The 25,219-nt window shown below is 51.6% G+C and carries 22 protein-coding genes and 1 tRNA gene; 9 read left to right on the top strand and 14 right to left on the bottom strand.

Going from position 1 to position 25,219, the window contains the following annotated elements; genetic code table 11:
* The first annotated feature begins 155 nt into the window (after positions 1-155).
* Genes BM025_RS02010 through BM025_RS02035 form a run of 6 tightly spaced genes read left to right on the top strand, consistent with a single transcriptional unit; the run spans position 156 to position 6,684 of the window.
* Positions 156-1,100, top strand: coding sequence for an ABC transporter permease (locus BM025_RS02010; RefSeq protein ID WP_085847550.1), 945 nt, complete (start codon positions 156-158; stop codon positions 1,098-1,100).
* Positions 1,097-1,912 (top strand): ABC transporter permease, encoded by an 816-nt coding sequence (locus BM025_RS02015; protein ID WP_085847154.1) that lies wholly within the window; start codon positions 1,097-1,099, stop codon positions 1,910-1,912. Before BM025_RS02010 ends, BM025_RS02015 begins: the two co-directional genes overlap by 4 nt.
* Positions 1,909-3,504: an ABC transporter ATP-binding protein gene (locus BM025_RS02020; protein ID WP_085847153.1), complete on the top strand. Its 1,596-nt coding sequence runs from the start codon at positions 1,909-1,911 to the stop codon at positions 3,502-3,504. The genes BM025_RS02015 and BM025_RS02020 overlap by 4 nt, the downstream gene beginning before the upstream one ends.
* Positions 3,485-4,927 carry an aldehyde dehydrogenase family protein gene (locus tag BM025_RS02025; RefSeq protein WP_085847152.1) on the top strand — a complete coding sequence of 481 codons (1,443 nt, stop codon included), beginning with the start codon at positions 3,485-3,487 and terminating at the stop codon, positions 4,925-4,927. The genes BM025_RS02020 and BM025_RS02025 overlap by 20 nt, the downstream gene beginning before the upstream one ends.
* Before the next feature lie 4 nt (positions 4,928-4,931).
* Positions 4,932-5,672 carry an SDR family oxidoreductase gene (locus BM025_RS02030; protein ID WP_085847151.1) on the top strand — a complete coding sequence of 247 codons (741 nt, stop codon included), beginning with the start codon at positions 4,932-4,934 and terminating at the stop codon, positions 5,670-5,672.
* Complete coding sequence (locus BM025_RS02035) at positions 5,656-6,684, top strand: P1 family peptidase (RefSeq protein WP_085847150.1); 1,029 nt, start codon at positions 5,656-5,658, stop codon at positions 6,682-6,684. Before BM025_RS02030 ends, BM025_RS02035 begins: the two co-directional genes overlap by 17 nt.
* A 276-nt stretch (positions 6,685-6,960) precedes the next feature.
* Here the strand turns inward: BM025_RS02035 and BM025_RS02040 are convergent, their stop codons facing one another.
* Together BM025_RS02040 and BM025_RS02045 are read right to left on the bottom strand one after the other, a co-directional pair.
* On the bottom strand, positions 6,961-8,514 hold the full coding sequence (locus tag BM025_RS02040; RefSeq protein WP_085847149.1) for an alanine/glycine:cation symporter family protein: 1,554 nt from the start codon (positions 8,512-8,514) through the stop codon (positions 6,961-6,963).
* Between the two features lie 10 nt (positions 8,515-8,524).
* Positions 8,525-8,962, bottom strand: a complete 438-nt coding sequence (locus BM025_RS02045) for a universal stress protein (protein WP_085847148.1) — start codon at positions 8,960-8,962, stop codon at positions 8,525-8,527.
* A gap of 182 nt (positions 8,963-9,144) precedes the next feature.
* Here BM025_RS02045 and BM025_RS02050 point away from each other — a divergent pair, with 182 nt between their 5' ends.
* A complete protein-coding gene (locus BM025_RS02050; protein WP_085847147.1) occupies positions 9,145-9,627 on the top strand; it encodes an Lrp/AsnC family transcriptional regulator in 483 nt (160 codons plus the stop codon).
* A gap of 126 nt (positions 9,628-9,753) precedes the next feature.
* On the opposite strand, the gene BM025_RS02055 is transcribed toward BM025_RS02050, so the two are convergent.
* The 8 genes from BM025_RS02055 to BM025_RS02090 all read right to left on the bottom strand — a co-directional run bounded on the left by BM025_RS02055 (position 9,754) and on the right by BM025_RS02090 (position 19,904).
* Positions 9,754-10,584: a sterol desaturase family protein gene (locus BM025_RS02055; protein ID WP_085847146.1), complete on the bottom strand. Its 831-nt coding sequence runs from the start codon at positions 10,582-10,584 to the stop codon at positions 9,754-9,756.
* 171 nt (positions 10,585-10,755) lie between these two features.
* Positions 10,756-11,775, bottom strand: coding sequence for an ABC transporter ATP-binding protein (locus BM025_RS02060; RefSeq protein ID WP_085847145.1), 1,020 nt, complete (start codon positions 11,773-11,775; stop codon positions 10,756-10,758).
* Positions 11,763-13,181, bottom strand: a complete 1,419-nt coding sequence (locus BM025_RS02065) for a mannitol dehydrogenase family protein (RefSeq protein WP_085847144.1) — start codon at positions 13,179-13,181, stop codon at positions 11,763-11,765. Before BM025_RS02065 ends, BM025_RS02060 begins: the two co-directional genes overlap by 13 nt.
* On the bottom strand, positions 13,178-14,089 hold the full coding sequence (locus BM025_RS02070) for a helix-turn-helix domain-containing protein (protein WP_085847143.1): 912 nt from the start codon (positions 14,087-14,089) through the stop codon (positions 13,178-13,180). Before BM025_RS02070 ends, BM025_RS02065 begins: the two co-directional genes overlap by 4 nt.
* Positions 14,089-14,919: a carbohydrate ABC transporter permease gene (locus BM025_RS02075; protein WP_085847142.1), complete on the bottom strand. Its 831-nt coding sequence runs from the start codon at positions 14,917-14,919 to the stop codon at positions 14,089-14,091. Before BM025_RS02075 ends, BM025_RS02070 begins: the two co-directional genes overlap by 1 nt.
* Positions 14,920-14,923: 4 nt before the next feature.
* Positions 14,924-15,784 (bottom strand): carbohydrate ABC transporter permease, encoded by an 861-nt coding sequence (locus tag BM025_RS02080; protein ID WP_085847141.1) that lies wholly within the window; start codon positions 15,782-15,784, stop codon positions 14,924-14,926.
* An 89-nt stretch (positions 15,785-15,873) separates the two neighbouring features.
* Complete coding sequence (locus tag BM025_RS02085) at positions 15,874-17,181, bottom strand: ABC transporter substrate-binding protein (RefSeq protein WP_085847140.1); 1,308 nt, start codon at positions 17,179-17,181, stop codon at positions 15,874-15,876.
* Positions 17,182-17,543: 362 nt separating this feature from the next.
* Positions 17,544-19,904 (bottom strand): Tex family protein, encoded by a 2,361-nt coding sequence (locus tag BM025_RS02090; RefSeq protein ID WP_090875138.1) that lies wholly within the window; start codon positions 19,902-19,904, stop codon positions 17,544-17,546.
* Positions 19,905-20,194: 290 nt separating this feature from the next.
* On the opposite strand from BM025_RS02090, the gene BM025_RS02095 reads away from it, so the two are divergent.
* Positions 20,195-21,634, top strand: a complete 1,440-nt coding sequence (locus BM025_RS02095) for a UbiA family prenyltransferase (protein ID WP_244515391.1) — start codon at positions 20,195-20,197, stop codon at positions 21,632-21,634.
* Positions 21,635-21,729: 95 nt separating this feature from the next.
* A tRNA-Gly gene (locus BM025_RS02100) sits at positions 21,730-21,803 on the top strand.
* A 64-nt stretch (positions 21,804-21,867) separates the two neighbouring features.
* Here BM025_RS02100 and BM025_RS02105 read toward each other — a convergent pair.
* The 4 genes from BM025_RS02105 to BM025_RS02120 all read right to left on the bottom strand — a co-directional run bounded on the left by BM025_RS02105 (position 21,868) and on the right by BM025_RS02120 (position 25,200).
* Positions 21,868-22,524, bottom strand: a complete 657-nt coding sequence (locus tag BM025_RS02105) for an SOS response-associated peptidase (RefSeq protein ID WP_085847138.1) — start codon at positions 22,522-22,524, stop codon at positions 21,868-21,870.
* Between the two features lie 3 nt (positions 22,525-22,527).
* Positions 22,528-22,836 (bottom strand): DnaJ family domain-containing protein, encoded by a 309-nt coding sequence (locus tag BM025_RS02110; protein WP_085847137.1) that lies wholly within the window; start codon positions 22,834-22,836, stop codon positions 22,528-22,530.
* Between the two features lie 74 nt (positions 22,837-22,910).
* Positions 22,911-24,488, bottom strand: a complete 1,578-nt coding sequence (locus tag BM025_RS02115) for a bifunctional metallophosphatase/5'-nucleotidase (RefSeq protein WP_085847136.1) — start codon at positions 24,486-24,488, stop codon at positions 22,911-22,913.
* A 115-nt stretch (positions 24,489-24,603) separates the two neighbouring features.
* The gene (locus tag BM025_RS02120; protein ID WP_085847135.1) at positions 24,604-25,200 is read right to left on the bottom strand and encodes a TetR/AcrR family transcriptional regulator; all 597 of its coding nucleotides are present in this window, start codon (positions 25,198-25,200) and stop codon (positions 24,604-24,606) included.
* Positions 25,201-25,219 lie beyond the last annotated feature (19 nt).

Here is a 25,219-nt window from a genome sequence, read left to right on the forward strand (position 1 = left end):
TGCACCGGTTGCAGCCCTTATTTGTTTAAGATTATCGGCATGGCACGCATTTTAAAATGCATCCGAAACCTGCCGGCCTCGGGACACGATTGCCCAAAATTTTGTCCAACGCTCCAAAGGGTCATTTGTATGCCGTATACACAAGAAATTCGCCGATGATCCGCTATACGTGTGGGCGCCTAAGTTCGCTGATTATCAGTTTGATCGTCGCATCCCTTGTGATCTTTTTGGTCATCGAGGTGATCCCCGGAGACCCTGCATCTTTCATGCTTGGTATCAACGCGCGTGCAGACACGTTGGCGGCCTTGCGCACTGAAATGGGTCTCGATCAACCGATGTATATTCGTTACTTTCATTGGGTTGCGGGCATGCTGCAGTGGGAATTTGGCACCTCTTGGACATATAAAACCCCCGTTTCCGAACTGATAAATGATCGCATTTGGGTGTCTTTGCCCCTCGCGATTTATGCTTTGATCCTGTCAACGTTGATTGCCTTTCCTTCGGGTATTTACGCCGCAAGTCGTCGTGGTCGTGCTGGGGATGTGACTGTCATTGGGGCCACTCAGCTTGGTGTGGCGCTGCCCAATTTTTGGTTTGCGATGATCCTTGTGCTGATTTTCGCGATCAAATTGCGGTGGTTTAGCGCAGGTGGTTTTGCCGGTTGGGACAATCCTCTTTTGGCAATCAAATCGTTGACCTTGCCCGCCATCGCATTGGCCCTACCGCAAGCTGCGATCCTTGCGCGTGTCATGCGGTCGTCTTTGCTGGATATGCTGGGCGAGGATTTCATTCGAACGGCCCGCGCCAAAGGTTTGACACGCCGCCAAGCGCTGTGGCGTCACGCTGTGCGCAACGCGTTGATCCCAGTACTCACAATCATCGGATTACAATTTTCATTTCTTCTGGCTGGCGGGATCATCATTGAACAGGTGTTCTTTTTGCCCGGCCTTGGGCGTCTCATTTTTCAATCGATCAGCGCGCGTGATTTGATCGTGGTCGAAAGTGTGGTGATGCTCTTGGTCTTTACCGTCATCGTCGTAAACTTTGCTGTCGATCTTGCCTACGCTGCCGTTGATCCACGGCTCAGGAGCCGCACATGAACAAAAGTCTTTTCATAGGCATCAGCATTTCGACTGTTTTTGTTGTACTTGCTGCGGTTTCGTTTCTGTGGACGCCCTACGACATCGAAACCCTCGACATCGCCAACAAACTCAAAGGGTTTAGCATCGCGCACCTGCTTGGGACAGACCATTTTGGCCGCGACATCCTGTCGATGATCATGATGGGCGCGCGGACTTCGATTGCTGTTGCACTGCTTGCGGTTGGCATCGGGATGGCAATAGGCGTTCCACTGGGGCTGGTTGCAGCCGCAAAAAGCGGGTCTCTGTTTGATGAGCTGATTATGCGTGGCAACGATCTGGTGTTTGCGTTTCCGTCCCTTGTTATTGCGATTTTGATCACGGCCGTTTTCGGCGCTTCCGCCATAAACGCGATCGTTGCCATTGGTATTTTCAACGTGCCCGTGTTTGCCCGCCTGACCCGTGCAGCCGCTCTTCCATTATGGGAGCGTGACTTTATTTTGGCAGCGCGTGTTTGCGGTAAATCGCCTACACGCATTTCCATTGAACATATACTGCCAAACATCACCAACCTGATGATCGTTCAGGGTACTATACAATTTTCGCTCGGCATTCTGGCCGAGGCTGCGTTGTCCTATATCGGGCTTGGCGCCCAGCCGCCAACCGCCAGCTGGGGGCGTATGTTAGCAGACGCACAGACGCTTGTGAGCATCGCACCACACACCGCTTTGGTGCCAGGAATTGCCATTGTGTTGATGGTGCTTGGCCTGAATTTGATGGGCGATGGATTGCGCGATTGGCTTGATCCAAAAGTTAGGGTGGCCCGCACATGAGCCTGTTGAGCATCAAAGACTATTCTCTCGCCATCGGGGATTTCAAAATCCTGCATAACATCGATGTGACAGTTGAGCCCGGCCAAATCGTGGCCATCACAGGTGAAAGCGGATCGGGTAAATCAATGACGGCTTTGTCCGTGATGGGACTCTTGCCAGACGGTGCTTTTGCCCAAGGTCAGATCATGTTGGATGGTGTCGATATCGGTCAGACATCCGAAAGCAACCTGTGTAAAATGCGGGGCAATGTTATGGGCATGGTGTTTCAGGAACCCATGACTGCGTTGAACCCCGTGAAAACGATTGGCGATCAGGTTGCTGAGACGATCCTAATTCACCAAGACACCACCAAAGCCGAAGCGCGAAAACGCGCGGCAGATATTCTTTTGCGGGTCGGGTTAAAGGTTGCGCCATCGCGCTATCCACATGAATTGTCCGGCGGTCAACGCCAACGCGTGGTGATTGCCATGGCGATTGCTGTGCGGCCCAAATTACTAATCGCAGATGAGCCAACGACCGCGCTGGATGTCACCACCCAAGCGCGCATTTTAGAGTTGCTAAAGGATCTCGTGCAAGACTTCGGCATGGGACTTTTGATCATCACGCATGATTTGGCGGTCGTGGCGGACATCGCTGATGAAATCGTGGTTATGCAAAAAGGTAAAGTTGTTGAGGCTGCTGCAACCCAAGACCTTTTGCGCGATATGCAGCACCCCTATACAAAAGCGTTGTTCGAGGCATCCAGTCACAAAGTGGCGTTACCTGAGCGCGCACACACAACCAAGTTGCTTGAGGCTAAAAACATAGTGCGCAGCTATGCGATGCCGCGCAAAGCTTTGCTTGGGCCGCGCCCCACGTTTAAGGCCTTGAACGATGTTAGTTTTCATATCGAGCACGGCGAACGCGTTGGTCTTGTTGGCGAAAGTGGGTGCGGAAAATCAACGCTCACCCGCGCTATTCTAGGTCTTGAGCGCGTTCAATCTGGTGACATTCAACTGGACGGCCTGCCTGTTTTTTCCGGCAAAAAACCCAATTTAGATGTGCGTCGCCGGATGCAAGTGGTGTTTCAAGACCCTTACAGCAGTTTCAATCCACGTCACCGTGTGGACCGTATCATCACTGAGCCATTTCACCTGCTCAAAAGCCCGCCAACAGGCGACGAACGCAATGCTGCGATTGCGAAAGCTTTAAAAGACGTCGGCCTGAGCGAAGCAGATAAGACCAAATACATCCATGAGTTTTCGGGTGGCCAGAGACAACGGATCGCCATAGCCCGTGCGCTTATCGTGGAACCCGAATTGATCATTTTTGACGAAGCGGTGTCTGCGCTTGACGTCTCTGTACGGGCACAAATTTTGGATCTCATCGCTGACCTGTGTCGCAAGCGCCCCCTCGCATATCTGTTCATCAGCCATGATTTGTTTGTGGTGCGCACCGTCACAGATCGCGTCATGGTTATGCAAGCAGGCCAAATCGTTGAGCAAGGCGAAACAGAAGCCGTGTTTTCAAATCCACAACATCCCTACACGCGCACTCTCATTGCCGCGGCCCCCAAACTACCGGAGATCACAGATGCCCCTCTCACCGTTTAATATCCCCAAAGCGCACCATTTTATTGGTGGTGTTTGGCAGCGTGGCAGCGATGTTTTAGAGATGACAGACCCGTCAAACACACAACATCTCACCACCATTGCACGGGGCACGGCCGACGATATCGATGCCGCAGTTAAGGCCGCTCAAGGGGCGTTGGACGGTGAGTGGGGGCGGATGACCGCGCTAGAACGCGGGCGTATTTTGACCAAGATCGGCAACAAGGTTTTGGAGCATGTCGATGCCCTTGCAGAGCTTGAAGCACGTGATGTTGGCAAGCCTTTGGGCCAAGCGCGTGCGGATGCCGTGGCGCTTGCGCGATACATGGAGTTTTACGGCGGGGCCGCCGACAAAGTTCATGGCGAAACAATTCCCTATCAAGAGGGCTATACCGTCTACACCTTGCGTGAACCGCATGGCGTGACGGGGCATATTATTCCATGGAACTATCCGATGCAGATCCTTGGGCGTTCCGTTGGTGCGGCCTTAACCATGGGCAATGCTTGTGTGTTGAAGCCAGCTGAAGAAGCTTGTCTGACGGCCCTTGCATTTGCCGCCATTGCTGCCGAGGCTGGCCTGCCTGCGGGTGCATTGAATTTGGTAACGGGGCTGGGCGCCGAGGCTGGGGCTGCGTTGTCATCGCATCCCGGCGTACAGCACATGTCATTCACGGGATCCGTGCGCACTGGCGAACTGATCCAAGCGGCGGCATCGAAAAACGTGATTCCCGTAACGTTGGAACTGGGTGGCAAGTCGCCTCAATTGGTGTTCGACGACGCAGATATTGATCGCGCGCTACCATTCCTTGTGAACGCAGGCATTCAAAACGCGGGGCAAACCTGTTCGGCCTCAAGCCGCATTTTGGTGCAACGCGGCGTCTATCAAGATGTTGTCGACCGTATGTCGGCCGCTTACCGCGCTCTAAAAGTTGGCCCCGCGATGGACAACTTGCAACTTGGGCCGTTGATTTCAGCACGACAAAAGAAGATCGTGACAGGGTTTATTGAAAAAGGTGCTGATCTTAACTTGGTCGCCCAAGGTGAGATTGTCACGGATGCCCAAGGGCACTATGTGGCCCCTACGCTGTTTGCGGATGTTCCAGCAGATCATCCATTGGCGCGCGAAGAGATTTTTGGGCCAATCCAAGTGATCATCCCCTTTGATGATGAAGCGGACGCCCTTAGAATTGCCAACGGAACAGATTTTGGTCTGGTGGCTTCTGTGTGGACCAAAGACGGGGCGCGCCAAATGCGGCTCGCAAAAGCGTTGAAATCAGGACAGGTGTTTATCAACAACTATGGCGCAGGCGGCGGTGTTGAACTGCCGTTCGGTGGCGTCAATAAATCAGGACACGGTCGGGAAAAAGGGTTCGAAGCCCTCTACGGATTTTCGGCATTGAAAACAGTCGCAGCATGGCACGGGTGAACACATGAGACTTCAAGGTAAAACAGCAATCGTTACAGGTGGCGCATCGGGTTTTGGTGCAGGCATTGCGAAAAAATTTGCAGCTGAGGGCGCAAAGGTCATGGTCGCGGACCTGAACCTTGAAGCCGCACAAGCTGTTGCTGACGAAATCGGTGGTGTGGCACAACGCTGTGATGTGAGCGATGCTGACAGTGTCGACGCGATGAAGGTGGCGGCACTTTCTGCCTTTGGTAAACTAGACATCTTGATCAACAATGCTGGCACCACCCACATGCCAGCCGCGATGGAAGACGTCAGCCCGCAAGATTTTGACAAGGTGTTCGGGGTGAACATGAAATCTGTCTATCTGACCGCGCTGGCCTTTGTACCGCACTTCAAAGAGAACGGCGGCGGCGCGGTGCTCAACGTGGCTTCCACCGGTGGTGTTTCTCCTCGTCCACGATTGACGTGGTACAATGCCTCTAAAGGCTGGATGATCACAGCGACCAAAGGCATGGCGGTCGAGCTTGCGCCCTTTGGCATTCGTGTAAATGCGATCAATCCCGTGGCGGGCGAGACACCGTTGCTCAAATCCTTTATGGGGGAAGACACGCCAGAAATTCGTGCAAAATTCCTATCCACCATTCCAATCGGCCGCTTTTCAACCCCCGAAGACATGGGGAACGCAGCATGTTTTCTGTGTTCAGAAGAGGCGAGCATGATCACAGGTGTCGCAATGGAGGTGGACGGTGGACGCTGTATCTAAGCCGGGCCCCCGCAATCTGATCACAGACGTGCCCGGTTTGCGGGTTGGCAACGCCCAAGACGATCACATAAAAACCGGATCGACGGTCTTGGTCGGTGACAAACCTTTTACCGCAAGCGTGCATGTGATGGGGGGCGGCCCGGGCACCAAAGAAACCGATCTGTTGGCACCTGACAAAACAGTGCAACAAGTGGACGCGCTGGTTCTATCGGGTGGGTCGGCTTTTGGCTTGGATGCGTGTTCTGGCGTTATGGACGGGCTGCGCACTATGGGGCGTGGGTTTCAAGTCGGAGCCATGTCGATCCCAATCGTTCCCGGTGCCATCATTTTCGATTTGATCAATGGGGGCGCTAAGGACTGGGATGACAATCCATATCGATCTTTAGGCGCGAAGGCTCTGAGCAACGCTGGCGAAGATTTTGACATAGGCACGTCCGGTGCAGGCACTGGCGCTTTGGCTGCGATGCAAAAAGGTGGGCTTGGCTCTGCCTCTTTGGTTTTGCCCAATGGCACCACGGTCGGTGCATTGGTCGTCGTGAATCCCATGGGCAGTGTGACGTTGCCAGGTGATACACATTTTTGGGCCGCTCATTTTGAAGTTGGCAACGAATTTGGCGGTATTGGCCCGCACAGCAAAGGCGGTCATGTCACCTTTGGGCCCAGCCGCAAAGAGCGCGCCATGCAGCAGCACTCAGCCGAGATGTCCAACACCACCATTGCGATTGTCGCTACAGATGCGCCGCTTACCAAAGTGCAATGTCATCGACTTGCTGTCACGGCTCATGACGGAATGGCGCGGGCGATTGTTCCATCTCATACACCACTTGATGGGGATCTTGTCTTCGGAGTTTCAACGACAGTTGGCGAGGCGGATCACACAGAATTTCGCGATTTAGCTGCGGCCGCCGCCGTCTGTCTTAGCCGCGCGATAGCCCGCGGAGTATTCGCGGCAACACCCGCGCCGAATGATCTGCTTGCGACATATCAAGAGATGCAAAAACATAACAATTAAGAGAACCAGTTGCGCAAACAGACTGTGGTGGCCCCTCAGATATGCCTTTGCGCTTGGCACTGTGGGGACGAGAGGCGGGAATGTGGCACGAAGAGCGAAACCGTCTGCGCAGGTGGTGGTTATTTGTTCAGGGTATATGATGATGCATCGCACTGCGCGATACTTGGGCGTTGAACTTGAGAACGCTCGCGCTATTTCGCAAGCTATCAAAATCTCAAGGCACCAGTTCCATCATGGGTCTTTGCGGCGCACAAAACTTGCGCCGCAAAGTGTTGCTTAATGTGTGAATTTCTTGATCTCGCCGCTCTTCAAACGAGCCGCGTAGGATGCAAGTTCTTTGCGCACCAATTTCATCAAGAAGTACAGGCAGAAGATGTTCACCACCGCCATTGCAAAGATTGCTGCGTCTGAGAAATCGATGACCGGACCAAGGCTTGCAGCAGCACCGATAACGATGAACACGCAAAAGATGCTCTTGAACACAAGCTCAGATGTTTTGCCTTCGCCAAAAATATAGGTCCAGCTTTTCAAGCCATAGTATGACCATGAGATCATTGTTGAGAAAGCAAACAACACAACAGCAACGGCCAACACATATGGGAACCAACTGATGCCCGCACCGAATGCCGCTGACGTCAAAGACACGCCTGAATTTCCGTCGACTGTCGCAATTGCCGTACCTGCTTCGTTCAGCATGTAATGGCCTGTTGCGGGATCAACGATCAATTGCTGCGAGATCACGATCACCAAAGCTGTCATCGTACAGATCACAACCGTGTCGATAAGTGGCTCAAGCAAGGATACGAAACCTTCGGTGATTGGTTCTTTGGTTCTGACCGCAGAGTGCGCAATCGCTGCAGACCCAACACCTGCCTCGTTCGAAAACGCGGCGCGTTTAAAGCCTTGGATCAAAGCACCAACAAAACCACCAGCAACACCAAGGCCTGTGAACGCACCAGCAAAGATTTGACCAAAGGCCCAGCCGATCATGTCATAGTTCACAAGCAAGATAATCAATGCTGCACCGACATAAAGAATGCCCATGATTGGCACGATTTTTTCTGTCACATTGGCGATGGATTTGATGCCGCCCACGATGACTGTGAATACCACCACGGCAAAGACAATCCCCGTGATCCAACCCGGATAATCCCCAACGATGCCCGAGATTTGAGCATGTGCTTGGTTGGCTTGGAACATATTGCCGCCACCAAGTGCGCCAAGAATACAAAAGACAGCAAACAAGGTTGCAAGGATTTTACCCCCTGGCAGTCCCAATTCTTTAAAACCTTTCGAGATGTAATACATCGGACCACCAGACACAGTGCCGTCTGGGTATTCGTTGCGATATTTCACGCCAAGCGTACATTCCGTGAACTTGGCGGCCATTCCGAGCAGCCCCGCTAAGATCATCCAGAACGTGGCGCCCGGACCACCAATACCAACGGCAACAGCAACACCTGCGATATTACCAAGGCCGACGGTCCCCGAAAGCGCTGTGGCTAGGGCTTGAAAATGACTGACCTCGCCCGCGTCGTCGGGATCAGAATAGTCCCCTTTGACCAATTGAATTGCATGTTTAAAGAACCGAAATTGTACGAAGCCAAAGTAAATTGTGAAAATCGTCGCCGCGACAACCAACCATAGAACGATCCAAGGAAAGTTTGTGCCCGGCAGCGACATGAAAATAAAGTTTACAAACCAGCCTGTAGAGGCTGCAAAAATGTCGTTTACTTTTTGATCAAGTGACATAGCCTCTTGTGCAGCAAGCGGGGTTGCAGCCATAGCGGTCGTGGCTGCCGCAAGCCAAATTTTTGATGTGATATTCATTTTATCCCCCTTATCCAACAACTGTGACAGGCACGTCTGCGTGCATGACAAGGTTCTGGGTTGAGCTACCAAACAAGCGCTTGCTGATACCGTTTGCTGACGTTCGCCCAACGATGATCTGCGATCCGCCTTGCGCGACTGTGATTTTATTCAGCGTTTCGGCGACATCCCCGTGGCGCACAACGCCGCTGGCTTTGAAACCCGCTTGTGTCAATGATGCGACCGCTGGTTCGACAATACGGCTGTTGGCGAGTGCGATTTCTTGTTCGCGGCGCTTGTGGCGTTGCGCGTTTTCTTCGGCTGTTTGGAATGTGAACGGCGACCATTCGATGACATAAGCCACCAGCAGTTCACATCCCTCAATACGAGACGCCAAGTCCTTTGCAAAGATCAAGGCGCGTTCACCAGTTTCGGTGCCGTCTAATCCAATGACTATTTTTACTGTCATTTCATCCTCCATGTTTTCTAGTTTTGGGATTACGCTTCCCTATTTGAGATGATGTGTAAAGGTTCTTGTCTGACCACCACCTTTGTTCAGTATTGGTGATAATCACTAGACAAAGGGCATTTTATCCCCCAAATTTTAGGCAATGATCTGGTAAACTAGAGTTCATTTAGGGATATTACCTGTTGAGTAGGGATTTAGACCGAATAGATTTACGTATACTTGAAGAGCTTGAGACCAATGGAAGGCTTTCGATTGTCGAGCTTGCAGGGCGTGTTAACCTAACCAACACGCCCTGTTCAGAACGCGTAAGGCGACTTGAGCGGGCCGGTCACATCACCGGATACCGCGCTATTTTGGACATGGACAAACTCGGTTTCAGTCATTTGACGGTGATGCAGGTGTCACTCGCAGCGACTGCGGGCAACAATTCCCTAGATGATTTCAACGACGCCGTGCGTCGTATTCCCGAAGTTGAAAGCTGCCTAATGATCGCGGGCTCCTTCGACTATTTGTTGACGGTTCGAACGCGCGATATCGCGCAGTTCAGACGTGTTCTAGGGGACAAGATCAACAAACTTCCCGGTATTTTACAAACCAATTCATTCGCGGTCATGGAAGTCGTTAAAGAAAGCGGAGAATTTAAGCTGGCAACCCAGATCGAATAAACAAACCGCGCTCTAACAAAGTGAACGTGCCTTTTTACGAATGCAACAGATAGGTGCAAGGGAGCGCGACGGGATTGGAATGGGACTGCGACAGAGCCTAATATATTGGCACTTTATCGGCTGACATCAATCAGATCTGCCCTTGTGCTTGGGCTTATCCCGCCGCAAAGGCTGCAGGATCATCCGGTCGATCCACAGATCTCTACGGCTGCGAAACATCTCAATTCCGATCAACATATCATCGTGCCCCGCTTTGGGTTGGGCAATGTAGGTGCCCAACAATCTATCCCACCACGGCACGTTGAAGCCATAGTTGCTGTTGGTCTCACGCGGATCAATCGAATGGTGCACACGGTGCATATCCGGCGTGACAATGATCAGTCGCAGCACCTCATCCACTGATTTCGGCAAACGGATATTGGAATGGTTGAACAAAGCGCTGGCATTCAGCACAACTTCGAACAACAAGACGGCAACAGCGGGAGGTCCAAGCACCAGCACCAGCAGCAATTTAAACGCCATCGACAGCACGATTTCAAGCGGATGAAAGCGCAGCCCTGTGGTGACATCAATCTCGGTATCGGCGTGGTGCATCCGGTGCAATCGCCACAACACGGGCACATGGTGAAACACCACATGCTGCACGTAGATGGCAAAATCAAACAGCACCACACAGAGCAAAATTTCGATCCAAATTGGCAATGCGATCAAATTAAATAGACCAAACCCCTGCCCCTCTAGCACTAAAGCCAACGCAACAGCTGCAACAGGAAACAGCAGGCGCACCACGATGGTATCCACCACAACCAAAGCCAAATTGTTAGACCAGCGCAACACACGCGGCACCTCAACACGGCGGCGTGGGGACCAAACTTCCCAAATTGCCATGCCCACGAGCACCGTCAAAAAGACTGCAAGTCGTGTGATCGGCTCATGGGTGAGTAAAAAATCGGTCATGCGCAGCGCTCCAAATGGTCAACTGTATTTTACCTCAGTCTACCTTGCACGTTCGCCCCGCGATAGAGGCCCGCCGATCACAACCTGTTTGATCATATGTGTAGACAGAAAAAGGCCCCAATCGCGGGTCACGATTAGGGCCTAAAAAGACGCGCACTTGGGGGAAGTGACCTACACCAACCGCAAACCACTAACACGGTCAAACATATGCAAGCGCTCGACTTTTTCTGGAGCGAAATATATCATCTCGCCTTTTGGTACCGCAGGGGCGGTTTCAAGTTTGACAATGAACTCAACCCCATGAGGTGAGACCAAGTGTACCAAGACGTATTCACCAAGGTTTTCAACCAATTCCAGCTTGCCTGACACGATTGCATTAGCAGCATCAGACACGACCATATGCTCAGGGCGCAGGCCAACGAATTGCGCATCATCCACGGTGCGATTTATCACATCGTTGCCATCGAAAAAGTTCATCTTAGGACTGCCGATAAACTGCGCCACAAAGCTGTTGGCGGGGCGTTCATACAACTCAATCGGGCTGCCGACTTGTTCGACTTTACCCGCGCGCAACACCACAATTTTATCGGCCAACGTCATCGCTTCGACCTGATCGTGGGTCACGTAAATCATTGTCGATTGCAAACGCTCGTGCAAACGCGCGATTTCCAAACGGGTTTGAACCCGCAACGCCGCATCCAGATTGGACAAAGGTTCATCGAACAAAAACACTTCGGGATCACGCACAATCGCACGACCGATGGCAACACGCTGACGTTGACCGCCCGACAGGTTACGCGGGCTGCGCTCTAGGTAATCGGTGATTTGCAGCACATCAGCGGCAGCATTGACGCGGCGGTTGATTTCATCTTGCGGTGTTTTGGCCTGCTTCAACCCAAACGCCAAGTTTTGGAACACTGTCATATGCGGGTAAAGCGCGTAGGTTTGAAACACCATCGCCACACCACGTTTTGAAGGCGCAACTTCGTTGACCACATCATCGCCAATCGAAACGGTGCCCGATGTGATGTCTTCCAGCCCTGCTATCATGCGCAAAAGCGTTGATTTCCCGCAGCCCGATGGACCAACAAAAACGACAAATTCGCCGTCTTTAATATCCAAATCGACCCCATGCATGACCTCAGTGGCCCCATAGGCTTTGCGCAAGTCGCGAATTGTTACACCGGCCATGTTTGCTCCATCTCTTTGATCTCGGCCCGCAGCGCCGTGGCGAATGCAGGGTAGGTTGTGGGAAGATCGCCCCAAAGCTGTTTGGACGTCACAAACGCGTCGGTGCCAATCAGCTCCGAAAGCTGATCCCAGCTTGGGTCGATGTATTCGAATGTCACGCGTTTGGCCGCGACATGTTGCGCAAAGCAATGCCAACTGGCGATTGATTTGATACCAGCTTGCGGCAGGATGCCTTGGGCCAAGCAGCCCTCAAGCGTTGGGCGAATAAAGATCGGAAATTTCGCAAATCCATCTGCGCAGATGCGCGCAACAGTATCTGCAATCGCCTCGTTTTTGAACCGCGCTGCAATGCTGTCCAAGTAATCAGATTTGGAAAACGGCAGATCAAGCGTCAGCGCGGGCAGAACTTCTTGCGTCTCATAGGTCCAAAAATGATCGAACAATTCAGGCACACCCATTGCTTGGTCAAAGGTTGCGATGCCATGCAGCGCTGCCAAATAGGCCAAACACGTGTGCCCGCCATTGAGCACGCGAATTTTAGTTTCCTCATACGGGTTCACATCAGGCGTGACGATCACTTCAACTTTATCAAGCGCGGGCATCGGTCCTGCGAACCGCTCTTCCAGCACCCATTGCGTAAAGGCTTCTGCCATAATGGGTTGCACGATTGTCTCACCCAAATCCGCGCTAAGGCTATCTGCCAAATCTTGGGTCGCGCGCGGTGTGATACGGTCCACCATTGAACACGGGAAACTGACGTTGTCTTTGATCCAGTCCACAAGTTCTGTATCGCCACGCAGGGTCAGATAGGTCAAAAGATTGCGCTCGAGCTGGGTGCCATTGTGTCGAATGTTGTCACAGCAACAAATCGTCAAAGGTGCCCCCAAAGCCGCTTTGCGCGCCAAAAGCCCCGCCGCCAAATAGGCATAAACTGTCGTACCATTTTTAGGCACTCTGTTCGCGGCAATCTCAGCGCTGATGGCTGGATCATTGGCGTTCAAATTACCTGCAGGGTCAGTGTAATAGCCGCTTTCTGTCACCGTAATCGTGACCATATGGACCGAAGACCGAGCCAAGAGCGCTTCCGTCGTGGCCCTGTCTTTGGACCAATCGAAAAACGCGACATGGCTGCGTACTTTACGCAATTGCGTTACACCGTTTGGCGCGATGCTTTTAAGCACATAGCCGCCGGTTTGATGTGCTGCGAACGGTACCGATTCAGCGCCGCGCAAGTTTACAGCAGCAACCCCCCAGCGCAAATCGCCCGTCTGGTCCATGTAATCGTCAATGTACACCGCTTGGTGAGCGCGGTGAAACGCCCCAAACCCAAGATGCACAATCCCGATAGAACAGGCGTCTGTATCATACTGTGTCGTGTAGACATCTACAGTTTTCGTTAAGCTCATTGTGCGGTCTCCACAGCCATAGCAAGGTCAGCACGCGTTAGTTCGCGACGCGCTGTTTCACGGTAGGCCGATGGTGTCATTCCCTTTTTCGCAAGGAAGTGTCGGTTGAAATTGGCGAGATTTTGAAACCCGACTTGAAAGCAAATCGTGGTCACTTGATCATCGGTGGCGTAAAGCATGCCGCAGGCTTGGCCGATGCGCACACGGTTGACGAATTCAACAAAGCGGTTTCCCGTAACTGTTTGAAAACTACGGCTAAACGTGGCGGGGCTCATGCCAGCCATATCTGCAGCCATTTGCACAGACATGTCTTCGGCATAGTTTTTAACCACGTGATCCACAACTTCGGTGATCCGCAATTGTTTGGCACTGCGCTCATTGTGATAGAGTTTTTGCACAGACAGGCTGCGCTTTTCAGCGTGGCGGCTCATGTGCAAAAGCAGTTCTAGAAACGGCATGACCTGCGCCGTGCCGCTTGCGTCAAATGATGCTTCTATCAGCGCTTGCACGTGTTCAGGATCAATACCGACAAATTCAATGCCAGATTGTGCTTGTTCAAGCATCGCCATCAAAGAATTGAATTCAGGGAATGCTTGCATCAACGTCAGCAGGCGATCTTGATCAAATTGAATCACCATATCGCGCAGCCCAACAGGGTCGGAATAAGCGTCATCCGTGATCCAATTGTGCGGTAAGTGTGGCCCTGTGAGAAACAAAGACCCAGGACCGAAATCCCCGATGTAGTCGCCTACAAAAGCTTTGCCATGAGACGCCACCAGCAAATGGATTTCGCATTCTTTGTGCGAATGCCAGCGACACAAAGGATCAGGCCAACCGTGTTTTAAAAACCTTAGGCTTTCAGACCGCGGGGCCAGAACCTCAAGTTCGACAGGAATATTGTTGGTCATTACTTCACCGCCCCGAATGTCAGACCTTGTACCAATTGTTTCTGGCACAGCCATCCAAAGACCACGATTGGCGCACAGGCCAGTGTTGAGACGGCCGACAGTTTCGCCCAGAACAAGCCTTCGGGGGAAGAAAACGATGCCACTAGTGCAGGCAATGTGCCGGCATCAGATGCCGTGAGATTGATCGACCAGAACGCTTCGTTCCAGCATAGTACGATTGAAAGCAGTGCGGTCGATGCGATCCCACCCCATGCCAATGGCATCACGATTTGCGTGATTTCATTAAAGGTTGATGTTCCGTCCATGCGAGACGCTTCCAAAATTTCTTTGGGAATTTCGCGGAAGTAGTTGAACAAAATCAGCATGATGATCGGCAGATTGATCAAAGCGTAGATGATGACCAAAACACCTTTTGTGTCCAAAAGACCGAATTTTTGGCTCAGCAAATAGATCGGCATCAACACCCCAACAGCGGGCAACATTTTGGTCGAGAGCATCCACATCAAAATGTCTTTGGTCCAACGTCCAGAGTTGAACGCCATCGCATAGGCGGCAGGGATCGCAATGATCAACGCCAGCCCTGTGCCACCAACAGAAGTGACAATCGAGTTCCATGCGAATTTGGTGTAATCCGTGCGCTCTTGGATCAACGCAAAGTTTTCCAACGTTGGCTTAAAGAAAAGCTTAGGTGGCACTGAGATCGCTTGAAGCTCGGTTTTAAAGCTGGTCAGCACCATCCAAAAGATCGGGAAAAAGAACAGGCAGGCCACGATCCATGCGGCAATAACAGCGATGCGGTTTTTGATATCGGAGATTTGTTTATCTGTCATTTGCCTACACCATGAGTGTTTTGCCAACGGCGCGGACCAAGAAGTACGCGACGATATTGGCAAGAATGATTGCGAACACACCCCCAGCTGAGGCGACACCAATGTCAAAGCCCTGCAGCGCTTGGGTGAAAATGAGATAGGTCAAGTTGGTCGATTGCACGCCTGGCCCACCGCCTGTGGTGACGTAGATTTCGGCAAAGATCGACAGGTGAAAAATCATCTGGATCAGCAAAACAATCGAAATAGGGCGCGCCAGATGCGGCAAGGTCAGGTTCCAAAATTGTGACCAAAACCCAGCTCCATCCAACATGGCAGCTTCTTTTTGCTCTTGGTCTTGTGACTGCAAAGACGTCATGAAAATCAACACAGCAAAGGGTGTCCACTGCCAGCTCACAATGATGATCACGGTCAAAAGCGGATAGGATGACAGCCAGTCGATCGGCTCAAGCCCAAGCGAGGTCGAAATAACGGCGAACAAGCCATAAATAGGATTCATAAACATGTTTTTCCAAACCAGCGCACTCACAGTGGGCATGATGAAAAACGGGGAAATCAACATAACACGGGCAAGGCCCCGACCTTTAAACGGGCGGTCAATCAACATCGCTATGGCCAAACCAAGAATGACCGATATCGCTAGAACAGACCCAACCAAAACCAACGTGTTGAACAAGGCAGGAAAAAACGAGGGGTCTGTCCAAAAGTATTCGTAGTTATCTAACCCAACAAACCCTGATCTTTCAGGATACAAAAGATTATACCTGATGGTAGAAAAGTAAACCGTCATGCTGAGCGGGACGACCATCCACAAAAACAAAACGATGATACTGGGGGCTTGGAGCCATCTTACCAATGTGGAATTCATTGCTTTGGTCCTGCTTAAATGTTGGGAAAAGCGTCTCAGGACAACACGTGGTTGCCCTGAGACCTGGGAGAGTTAGTCAAAAGCTAGGTTTAGTAGTAACCCGCTTTTTTCATCTCACGATCAGCTGCCTTTTGTGAGGCTTCGAGCGCTTCTTCTACTGAAATGTCACCCGCAAGTGCTGCTGACATTTGTTGACCCACAGCTGTCCCAATCGCTTGGAATTCAGGGATAGCAGCGAACTGAACACCAACATATGGGGATGGGTTCAAGGTCGAGTTTTCAGGATCAGCTGACAAAATCGCTTTCAATTCAGCTTCGGCGAAAACCGCTGCTTCTTGGAAGTTTGGATTGTCATATGTGGACTGGCGTGTGCCTGTTGGAACAGCGCTCCATCCATTGGTTTCGGCAACAAGTTCGATGTACTCTTTTGAAGTCGCCCATTCGATGAACTTTTGCGCATCATCCGCTTGTTTTGTGCCTGCAGGAATGGCCAAAGACCACGCCCATAGCCAGTTGGACCCGCGCGTTGTCACGGCTTGTGGTGCTTGTGCAAAGGCAATGACATCAGACACTTCTGATTGCGATGGGTCGGATACGAAAGACGCCGCAATTGTCGCATCGATCCACATGCCGCATTTGCCAGCATTGATCAAAGCAAGGATTTCATTGAACGAGTTCCCTGAAGAACCGGGAGGGCCGTAGTTGGTCAACAGATCAACATAGAAGTTCACAGCGTGGTTCCATGCTGGGCTATCCAACGCAGGTGTCCAGTCTTCGTTAAACCATTGTGCGCCAAACGAATTTGCCATTGTGGACAAGAACGCCATGTTGTCGCCCCAGCCTGGTTTGCCACGCAAACAGATGCCGTAAACGCCATTGTCTTTGTCTGTCATCGCAGCGGCCGCATCTTGAATGTGGCCCCAGCTTGGGTTGTCAGGCATGTCCATACCAGCCGCATCAAGCAAATCTTTGCGGTACATGATCATGGAAGATTCGCCGTAGAATGGCGCGGCATACAGATTGCCGTCATGGGACAGGCCATTGCGCATAGCGGGCAAAACGTCGTCGACGTCATAGTCTTCGCCAAACTCAAGCGCCTGCAACCAGCCACGTTCGCCCCAGATCGGCGCTTCGTACATGCCGATGGTCATGATGTCGAACTGACCACCTTTTGTGGTGACGTCTGTGGTGACGCGGCTGCGCAATGTGCCCTCGTCAAGTGTCACCCAGTTGACCGTGATACCCGGATTGGCTTCTTCAAAAACTGAGGTGAATTTTTGCATTTCGATCATGTGACCGTTGTTCACAGTCGCGATGGTCAGTTCGCCTGCTGAAGCGGCTGAAAGGCCAGCAACGCCAAGCGTCAAACCGAGCGCCGTTGTACGTAAATTTGTCATGGTTTTCCTCCCTGAAAACACGGTTGAATTTGCAACTCGTAACTTAAAGTTGACGCAAATTTAGTCGGCAAACTCATACAAAAATTGCAACGACCTATACAAAACTAACACAAATTACCAAAAAAATCAAAAACACGCACATTAAAGTACAGGTGCCGCATCGCAGCATTCGCCAATACGTTGTTATTGCGCTCTCTTGTTCAACTTGGTGTAGGTCGTGATTCTACCCGTGACGCCTCAAAAAACCGACATCGAATCATGGCCAGAGCATCGTTAGAAACTGCATTCGAGCACAAAAAACACCACGCAGATGATCCGCATGGTGTTTTGAAACGTCATTTAAAATACCGCAATCGCGATGCTTATTTCTTTTTCATCGCATCCAACAAAGCCGCGCCAAAGGCACCTGTGCTGGCAGCGGGTGCGCTACCTTTACTCTTAGGCCCAGCAGTGGTTTTACCTTGGTATCCACGTGAGCCTCCGCTTTTTGTGGCGCCCGGCCGTTCAGAGCGTTCTTTGCGATTTGAGCCGCCTTTGGCCGCATCATCACCCCCGCCATCATCTTTGCGCATGGTCAAAGCAATCCGTTTTCGCGGTGCATCCACTTCGGTCACGCGGACTTTGACGACATCGCCTGCCTTGACCACGTCATGCGGATCTTTGACGAACTTGTCAGCAAGCTGACTGATATGCACCAACCCGTCTTGGTGCACCCCCACATCCACAAATGCGCCGAACGCGGCCACATTGGTCACGGTGCCTTCTAACAACATACCGGGTTTGAGGTCTTTGATCTCGTTCACACCATCGGCAAAGGTCGCTGTGACAAAGCTTGGGCGTGGATCACGGCCCGGCTTTTCAAGCTCGCCTAAAATATCGCGCACGGTTGGCAAACCAAATGTATCAGTGACAAAATCTTCTGCCCGCAAACCGCTCAATGTTTCAGGGTGCCCCATGATCGCACGAATATCGCGACCGCAAGCCGACACAATTTTACGCGCTACACCGTAAGCTTCAGGGTGGACAGAGGACGCATCAAGCGGCTCATTACCCCCTGCCACCCGCAAAAACCCAGCGCATTGCTCGAACGCTTTTGGTCCCAGCCCTGCGACTTTCAAAAGCGCTTTACGCGACCCAAACGCCCCGTTCATGTCACGATACTCAACGATATTTTGCGCAATTGATGGCCCAAGCCCCGCCACATGCGACAACAATGCGGTTGAGGCCATGTTCAAATCAACACCAACCCCGTTCACCGCATCTTCGACGACAGCTTCCAAAGATTGCGCCAATTTGCGCTGGTCCACATCATGCTGATACTGGCCAACACCAATGGCTTCGGGCGAGATTTTCACCAACTCAGCCAACGGATCTTGCAAGCGCCGTGCAATCGACACAGCCCCGCGCAGCGATACATCCAAATCAGGGAACTCTTTTGCGGCCAATTCTGACGCCGAATAAACCGATGCCCCTGCTTCAGACACGATCACTTTGGTGGGCGCTTTTACACCTGCTGGTAACAGTTTCAGGGTATCTGCCACCAGCTTGTCTGTTTCGCGGCTCGCTGTCCCATTGCCGATGGCCACCAATTCCACACTGTAAGTTTTGATCAAACGCACAATCGCGGCTTCTGATCCGCGAATGTCATTTTTAGGCTGAAACGGATAGATCGTTTCAGTCGCCAAAACCTTGCCCGTTGCGTCCACCACGGCAGCCTTGCAGCCTGTGCGAATGCCCGGATCAAGCCCAAGTGTCACACGGGGACCGGCAGGTGCTGCCAAAAGCAAGTCTTTCAAATTACGCGCGAAAACAGAAATAGCATCTTCATGAGCGCGTCGCATTAAATCGCCCAAGAGATCAGTGTACATCGACATCGCGAATTTCAACCGCCATGCCCAAGACGCCACACTGCGCAGCCACAGATCGCCTTTGCCATTGCCCGTTATGCCAATTTCAGCTTCGATCATTTCAATCACACGGGGCAGACCTGCCTCAGGATCGGGAGCGATATCAACGGTCAGCACGTCTTCTTTTGAGGCCCGTAAAATTGCCAAAGCGCGGTGCGACGCAATCTGAGACCATTTTTCAGAATGCTCGAAATAGTCAGAAAACTTTGCGCCTTTTTCCTGCATCCCGTCCTTGACGCGCGCGGTGACCAAGGCCTCGCGGCGCATGAAATCGCGCAATCGACCAAGCAATACAGCGCTTTCAGACAACTCTTCAGAATAAATGTCACGCGCGCCATTCAACGCGTCTTTTTGGGTTGCCACCGCGTCAGACAGATAGCCATTTGCCAATTCAGCAGGGTCCGCATTGCGATCCGCCAGAATTGCGCGCAACAACGGTTCAAGTCCATTTTCGCGCGCAATCATAGCACGGGTGCGTCGTTTGGGTTTATAGGGTAAATAAATGTCTTCCAGCGCAGATTTCGTATCGGCACTTGCGATGAATTTGGAAAGTTCCGGCGTGAGTTTGCCTTGCTCTTGAATTGACGATGCAATGGCACTGCGCCGTTTTTCAAGCTCGCGCAAATAGGTCAACCGCTCGGCCAAATTACGCAATTGCGTATCATCTAAACCACCAGTGGCCTCTTTGCGATACCGCGCCACAAACGGCACAGTCGCGCCGCCATCCAGCAAATCGGTCGCTGCGACCACCTGATTGGGGGCTGCCCCAATTTCAGTGGCGATGGTGCGGGCAATCTTTGTTGCGGTCTGATCCAAATCAACTCTCCTCATGACATCGGAAGACTGTGATAACCGCCCCGTTGCAGCGCGCCAAGTCGATTTTGTCTTTATGCTATAGGGACACGCGCAAGTTCACGCATCAATTTTGGCACATAAAGCACCAAGCAGCATTGCCTGACGTGGCTGAAATGGTGCGCTTGTGACCAAATGCGCCGCGCGGCACAAGTATCCCCTTTGCCCTCTTGCACAAATTGGGGCAACCTTCGACAAAACGCGGCACCAGACCGCGATTGAGGCAAAACCATACGGTTAAGGGAGAGCGGGCAGTGCACGAAACAAGTGATGAAACCCTGATGCTTGCAGTGGATCTTGATGGGACCTTGCTCTGCTCAGATATGTTGCATGAAACATTTTGGAATGTCGCTTCAAAAGATTGGAGCTCTGCCATCACTGCAGTGCGGGCGTTGCGCGACGGCAAAGCGGCGCTCAAACACCAGCTTGCGCAAGCCAGTGATGTGGATGTGACCACCCTGCCCTATGATGGTGACGTTTTGGATTACATCTCTGATTGGAAAGAAAAAGGTGGAAAAGTCGCTTTGGTGACCGCCGCAAACCATGAAATTGCAAGCAAAATTGCCGCACATTTGGGCGTATTTGATGCGGTCCACGGATCAACTGAGAGGCTCAATCTCAAGGGGCCAAATAAAGCGGAATTTTTAACCGAGACCTATGGCGCAGATGGGTTTGCGTATATGGGCGACACAGATGCGGATCTGCCTGTCTGGTCTGCAGCGCAAAAAATCATCACCGTGAAAGCCCCAAGAAATCTGCGCGACAAGGCAGAGGCCATGGACAAAGACACCGTGCACTTGGGAAGCGTAAAGGTCGACTACACCCCCTATATAAAAGCCCTGCGTCCGCACCAATGGGTGAAAAATATTTTGATTTTTGTGCCGATCTTATTGGCACAGCATCTTGATTTAACGACACTATTCATGGGGCTTTTGGGGTTCATTGCATTTAGTTTAGTTGCATCGTCTGTCTATGTTATCAATGACTTGCTTGATCTTGACGCAGACCGCGCCCACCCTCGCAAATGCAAACGCCCCTTTGCGGCTGGCACAGTCCCTATCCAGCATGGCACCGCAATCGCCGCCGTTCTTTTGGGGCTTGGCACAGCCGTTTCACTGTGTGTTGGGCCTGTCTTTTTGCTAACTTTAGTATTCTATTTTGCGGCAACAATAGGCTATTCACTTTATTTCAAACGCCGCATCATCATCGACATTTGTGTTTTAGCGGGACTTTACACAATGCGCATCATCGCAGGTGGAGTCGTGGCGAACGTCATGATTTCGGTTTGGCTGTTGGCTTTTTCCATATTCTTTTTCTTTGCTTTGGCCGCCATCAAACGCCAAGCTGAACTGGTAGACAACGCCAAAACAGGTAAGTTGGCCCCCTCAGGGCGCGGCTACCGCGTGACAGATTTACCTGTCGTGTCGCAAATGTCCATCGCCTCTGCCTATGTGTCTGTTTTGATTTTGGCGCTGTACATAAACTCGCCGACGGTCACCAGCCTTTATGCCAATCCCCCTGCATTGTGGGGTATTTGCCTCGTGCTGTTGTTTTGGGTTTCATGGATTTCCATAACCACGCATAGAGGGGAAATGCATGATGATCCTATTGTTTTTGCAGTCAAAGATCGTATCAGTCGCATATGTGGTTGCTTTGTTATTGTCTTTGGGTTGCTCGGAACTATCGCACTTTAGCCTGATAAATCGCACAAGATCCCGTCTCAGAGTAAAAAGGTGAGACATCGTGCTTGACGCCCCACCCCCTATGAAATAATCACTGAACTCACAGAGCGGGCGTTGTGTAATGGTAAGACCTCAGCCTTCCAAGCTGATGACACGGGTTCGATTCCCGTCGCCCGCTCCAGTATCCCCAGTGATAATATTCAAGCTGATCGAAATGCCATCAATGCTGGATTTTTTACCTGTGGCTAAACTGGTGCAATCAAGTGCGGGCCAAACGCGCGATTTGAATTTACATCTTTGCTGACACGGTGAAACTGCATGACGGATTCTGCCGCTGGTCGCATCAACGCGGCAGCACCGTGACCTTGTTCGCCCAGCCACAACCCCCAGTCTTTTTGCGCCAAAAACACTGGCATACGATGATGGATTTTGCCCATCGCGGCGTTGGCCTGTGTTGTTACCATAGCGCAGGTTTTCAGCCGTTCGCCGCCAAAGTTCCAATCTTGCCAAATGCCCGCGAAAGCGAACAGATCGGCTTTGGCCGGGCTGATATACCATGGTTGTTTTTCATCACCGGACCGATCCCATTCATAGAACCCAGACATCATAATAACGCAGCGCTGTGTGCGGCAAGCATCGCGAAAGGCGGGTTTATCTGCGATGGTTTCTGCCCGCGCATTGATCAACAAAGGCCCATCATTTAGCGCCTTGTACCAAGAGGGTGCAAACCCCCAACGCATCGCGCCAAGGCGGCGAATATCCCCCGCGCTGTAAACCACATGTATCTGATTTGTTGGGCAAACATTGAAGTTCGGCACGTCAGGTAAATCGTTTGATGCCACGGCGCCAAACATCTGGCACATGGTATCATTGCGCTGCGTGATAGAGAAACGGCCACACATGTTTCAACGGGTGAATTGTTTGCGCGCGATGTCAATCTTGGCTTCCATCATCGACATCTCTTTCATAATTTCGTGGCGTCTTGTGCGATCACCCGTCTCACGTAATTCTGCGCGCATCTGGGCCAATTCACGCCCCAAAACAACAAACTCTGGCGCACCACCATGATTGCGCACAACCTTTGAAAACAAGATGTTTTCCGGGTCATCGCAAGGTTCAAGCGGCTTGCCCATGCCCACCAAATTGTCAAAAGCACCCTCTTTTTGAGCCTCAACAATTTTGGCTTCGATTAGATCTTCTAACGGGTGTTTCATCGATCATTCCAAACAAAAAGCCCCCACAGTGTAGCGGGGGCTTGATCGTGTTTCTAGTCCGTAGCATCAGGTGATTATTTCACCGTGATACGACCATCCAAGTAAGGTGTGTAAGGCGCATGTGCTGCAAGATATTCAGCAGTCACATCAGCCAGATCAGGGCCAAAATCATATACATTTTTAGCTTCGCGGAACATTTTGTAACCATCACCACCTGAGCGCACAAAGTTGTTGGACACGACGCCGTAGTCTTTGGACAAATCAAGTGGTGTCCAAGTGCCGTCCATGTCGATCATGATCTCAGTCACACGTTCGCCCGTGGCATTGCCACTTTGGACAACGTATTTGATGCCTGCCACCTGAGGGAAACGACCATCATCTTCTGGATCGTCGAACTGCGCCATGCCATTTTCAAGAGCAGCTTTCAACGTCGCCCCATCCACTTGGAAGGTCGCCAAAGTGTTTTGAAATGGCAACACTGTCAGCACTTCGCCTTGAGTCACTTCGCCTGCATCGATAGACGCACGCAAACCACCACCGTTGGCCAAAGCCACTTGGATACCCTGTTCTTTCACACGTGCAAGCATCGCGTCAGCGACAAGATTGCCCATTTGGCACTCTGTGTAACGACAATTTTCACGTGATCCATCAATGGCTTCAGCTGTGTTTGCCACGATTTTGTTACGGATCTCATCCAAAGGCAGCGCAGCCTCTGCGATGCGTGCAACAGTTCCTTCGTCTTCATGAACATCTGCGTCCATGATGATTGGCTCGCCCACGGCCTCTGTGACAACACCGTTATCATCAAAAGTCACATTCAGCTCGCCCAAGAATTTACCATAAGCGTATGCGGACAGAATTTGAGTTCCGCCCACGACAGTCGGGTATGGTCCTGCAGCGCGTTCATTGGTGTTAGACAAAAGCGTATTGGTGTGACCGCCAACGATCACATCGATGCCATCAACGGCCGCTGCGATTTCTTGGTCTTTGTTATAACCCAAGTGGGACAACACGATAATCTTGTTCACGCCCATTTCGGTCAGTTTGGCAACTTCGCCTGCAACTGCTTCGATAGGATCAGAAAACACGACGGTGTCACCAGGTGATGACAATTCAGCAGTGTTTTGTGGCGTTGCTCCAATCAGGCCAAGCTTTTCGCCACCACGTTCAATCACAGTGGATTTCGCCAATTTGTCGTGCAAAAGCGGTTCACCTGACACGTCCGCATTGGACATAAGCACAGGGAAATCAACAGCATCCATAAAGCCGCGCAGCACTTCAGGGCCATCGTCAAATTCGTGGTTGCCGACAGTCATGCCATCGTAACCCATTTTGTTCATCATCTCAGCGGCAAGTTTGCCTTTATAGTATGTGTAGAACAGCGTACCTTGGAATTGGTCCCCGCCATCGACAAGGATGGAGTTGTTGGACCGTGTGCGTGCTGCTTCTACAGCAGTCACCAAACGTGCAGAACCGCCGAAACACTTGCCTTCAGTATTATCCTCAGCTGAACAGCCGGAATCATACTTTGAAACAGGTTCAAAGCGGGCGTGAAAGTCATTGGTGTGCAAAATCGTCAGAGAATAGTCGGCCGACGCGGCCCCTGCAGACAGAGCCAATGCAGCGGATGTGGTAAGGATTCGTTTGAGCATAAAACTGCCCCCCTAGTTGATTGATAGTGTAACCTTCGGCAACTCTGACCTTTGAGTCAAAGATTCCATTGCGGCAACGTCTCGCACAATTCGGCAACGCTTATATGACAGGCACCTATCTGCCCTTCAAAATGCCAGAGGCGACAATCCGCGCAAGATCAGCTCCTTTGGCATCAAGTCGATCTATCAAAAGGTGCTGCCAAGCCAAGGCGATGATGACCTCAGCAATCTGCTCGGGGGCAATATCATTACTCAATTCCCCTCGCGCATCCGCCCGCTTGAGCACAACCAACCAGTCATCAATCCGATCGCAACGATATTGACGCAAAGCCTCTGCAACTTCGGCATCGCCCTGCGCTTGCGCAATGATCTGCGCAAAGACACGCCCCGCATCCCCTTGCCAAAAAGCGAATACATGGTCGAAAAACGCTGAAATATCAGTTTCAAGTTGCCCTGTGTCCGCATGGGCATGAGGGCCCTTGATGCGTCCATATATTGCCAAAAGCAAAGCACCGCGTGTTGGCCACCATCTATATATAGTCGCTTTTCCCGCTTTGGCCTTGCGCGCCACGGCATCCATTGTCAGCCCCTTGGGCCCCTTTGTTAGCAAAAGATCTAAAGCCGCATCCAGAATAGCGGATTCCGTGTCTGGGTTTTGGCGTGCCCCTATTGAGCGACGCGATGTCCCATCTGTCTTTATATTTTGCGACATATATTGGCCCTTTACCTAA

Source organism: Pacificibacter marinus (genome assembly GCF_900109555.1).
GTDB lineage: Bacteria > Pseudomonadota > Alphaproteobacteria > Rhodobacterales > Rhodobacteraceae > Celeribacter > Celeribacter marinus_C.

Excerpts from the sequence above, each read along its gene's own strand:
- BM025_RS02010 (WP_085847550.1), top strand. The coding sequence starts at position 156 with ATGATCCGCTATACGTGTGGGCGCCTAAGTTCGCTGATTATCAGTTTG.
- BM025_RS02015 (WP_085847154.1), top strand. The coding sequence starts at position 1,097 with ATGAACAAAAGTCTTTTCATAGGCATCAGCATTTCGACTGTTTTTGTT.
- BM025_RS02020 (WP_085847153.1), top strand. The coding sequence starts at position 1,909 with ATGAGCCTGTTGAGCATCAAAGACTATTCTCTCGCCATCGGGGATTTC.
- BM025_RS02025 (WP_085847152.1), top strand. The coding sequence starts at position 3,485 with ATGCCCCTCTCACCGTTTAATATCCCCAAAGCGCACCATTTTATTGGT.
- BM025_RS02030 (WP_085847151.1), top strand. The coding sequence starts at position 4,932 with ATGAGACTTCAAGGTAAAACAGCAATCGTTACAGGTGGCGCATCGGGT.
- BM025_RS02040 (WP_085847149.1), bottom strand. The coding sequence starts at position 8,514 with ATGAATATCACATCAAAAATTTGGCTTGCGGCAGCCACGACCGCTATG.
- BM025_RS02045 (WP_085847148.1), bottom strand. The coding sequence starts at position 8,962 with ATGACAGTAAAAATAGTCATTGGATTAGACGGCACCGAAACTGGTGAA.
- BM025_RS02055 (WP_085847146.1), bottom strand. The coding sequence starts at position 10,584 with ATGACCGATTTTTTACTCACCCATGAGCCGATCACACGACTTGCAGTC.
- BM025_RS02060 (WP_085847145.1), bottom strand. The coding sequence starts at position 11,775 with ATGGCCGGTGTAACAATTCGCGACTTGCGCAAAGCCTATGGGGCCACT.
- BM025_RS02065 (WP_085847144.1), bottom strand. The coding sequence starts at position 13,181 with ATGAGCTTAACGAAAACTGTAGATGTCTACACGACACAGTATGATACA.
- BM025_RS02070 (WP_085847143.1), bottom strand. The coding sequence starts at position 14,089 with ATGACCAACAATATTCCTGTCGAACTTGAGGTTCTGGCCCCGCGGTCT.
- BM025_RS02075 (WP_085847142.1), bottom strand. The coding sequence starts at position 14,919 with ATGACAGATAAACAAATCTCCGATATCAAAAACCGCATCGCTGTTATT.
- BM025_RS02080 (WP_085847141.1), bottom strand. The coding sequence starts at position 15,784 with ATGAATTCCACATTGGTAAGATGGCTCCAAGCCCCCAGTATCATCGTT.
- BM025_RS02085 (WP_085847140.1), bottom strand. The coding sequence starts at position 17,181 with ATGACAAATTTACGTACAACGGCGCTCGGTTTGACGCTTGGCGTTGCT.
- BM025_RS02105 (WP_085847138.1), bottom strand. The coding sequence starts at position 22,524 with ATGTGTGGCCGTTTCTCTATCACGCAGCGCAATGATACCATGTGCCAG.
- BM025_RS02110 (WP_085847137.1), bottom strand. The coding sequence starts at position 22,836 with ATGAAACACCCGTTAGAAGATCTAATCGAAGCCAAAATTGTTGAGGCT.
- BM025_RS02115 (WP_085847136.1), bottom strand. The coding sequence starts at position 24,488 with ATGCTCAAACGAATCCTTACCACATCCGCTGCATTGGCTCTGTCTGCA.
- BM025_RS02120 (WP_085847135.1), bottom strand. The coding sequence starts at position 25,200 with ATGTCGCAAAATATAAAGACAGATGGGACATCGCGTCGCTCAATAGGG.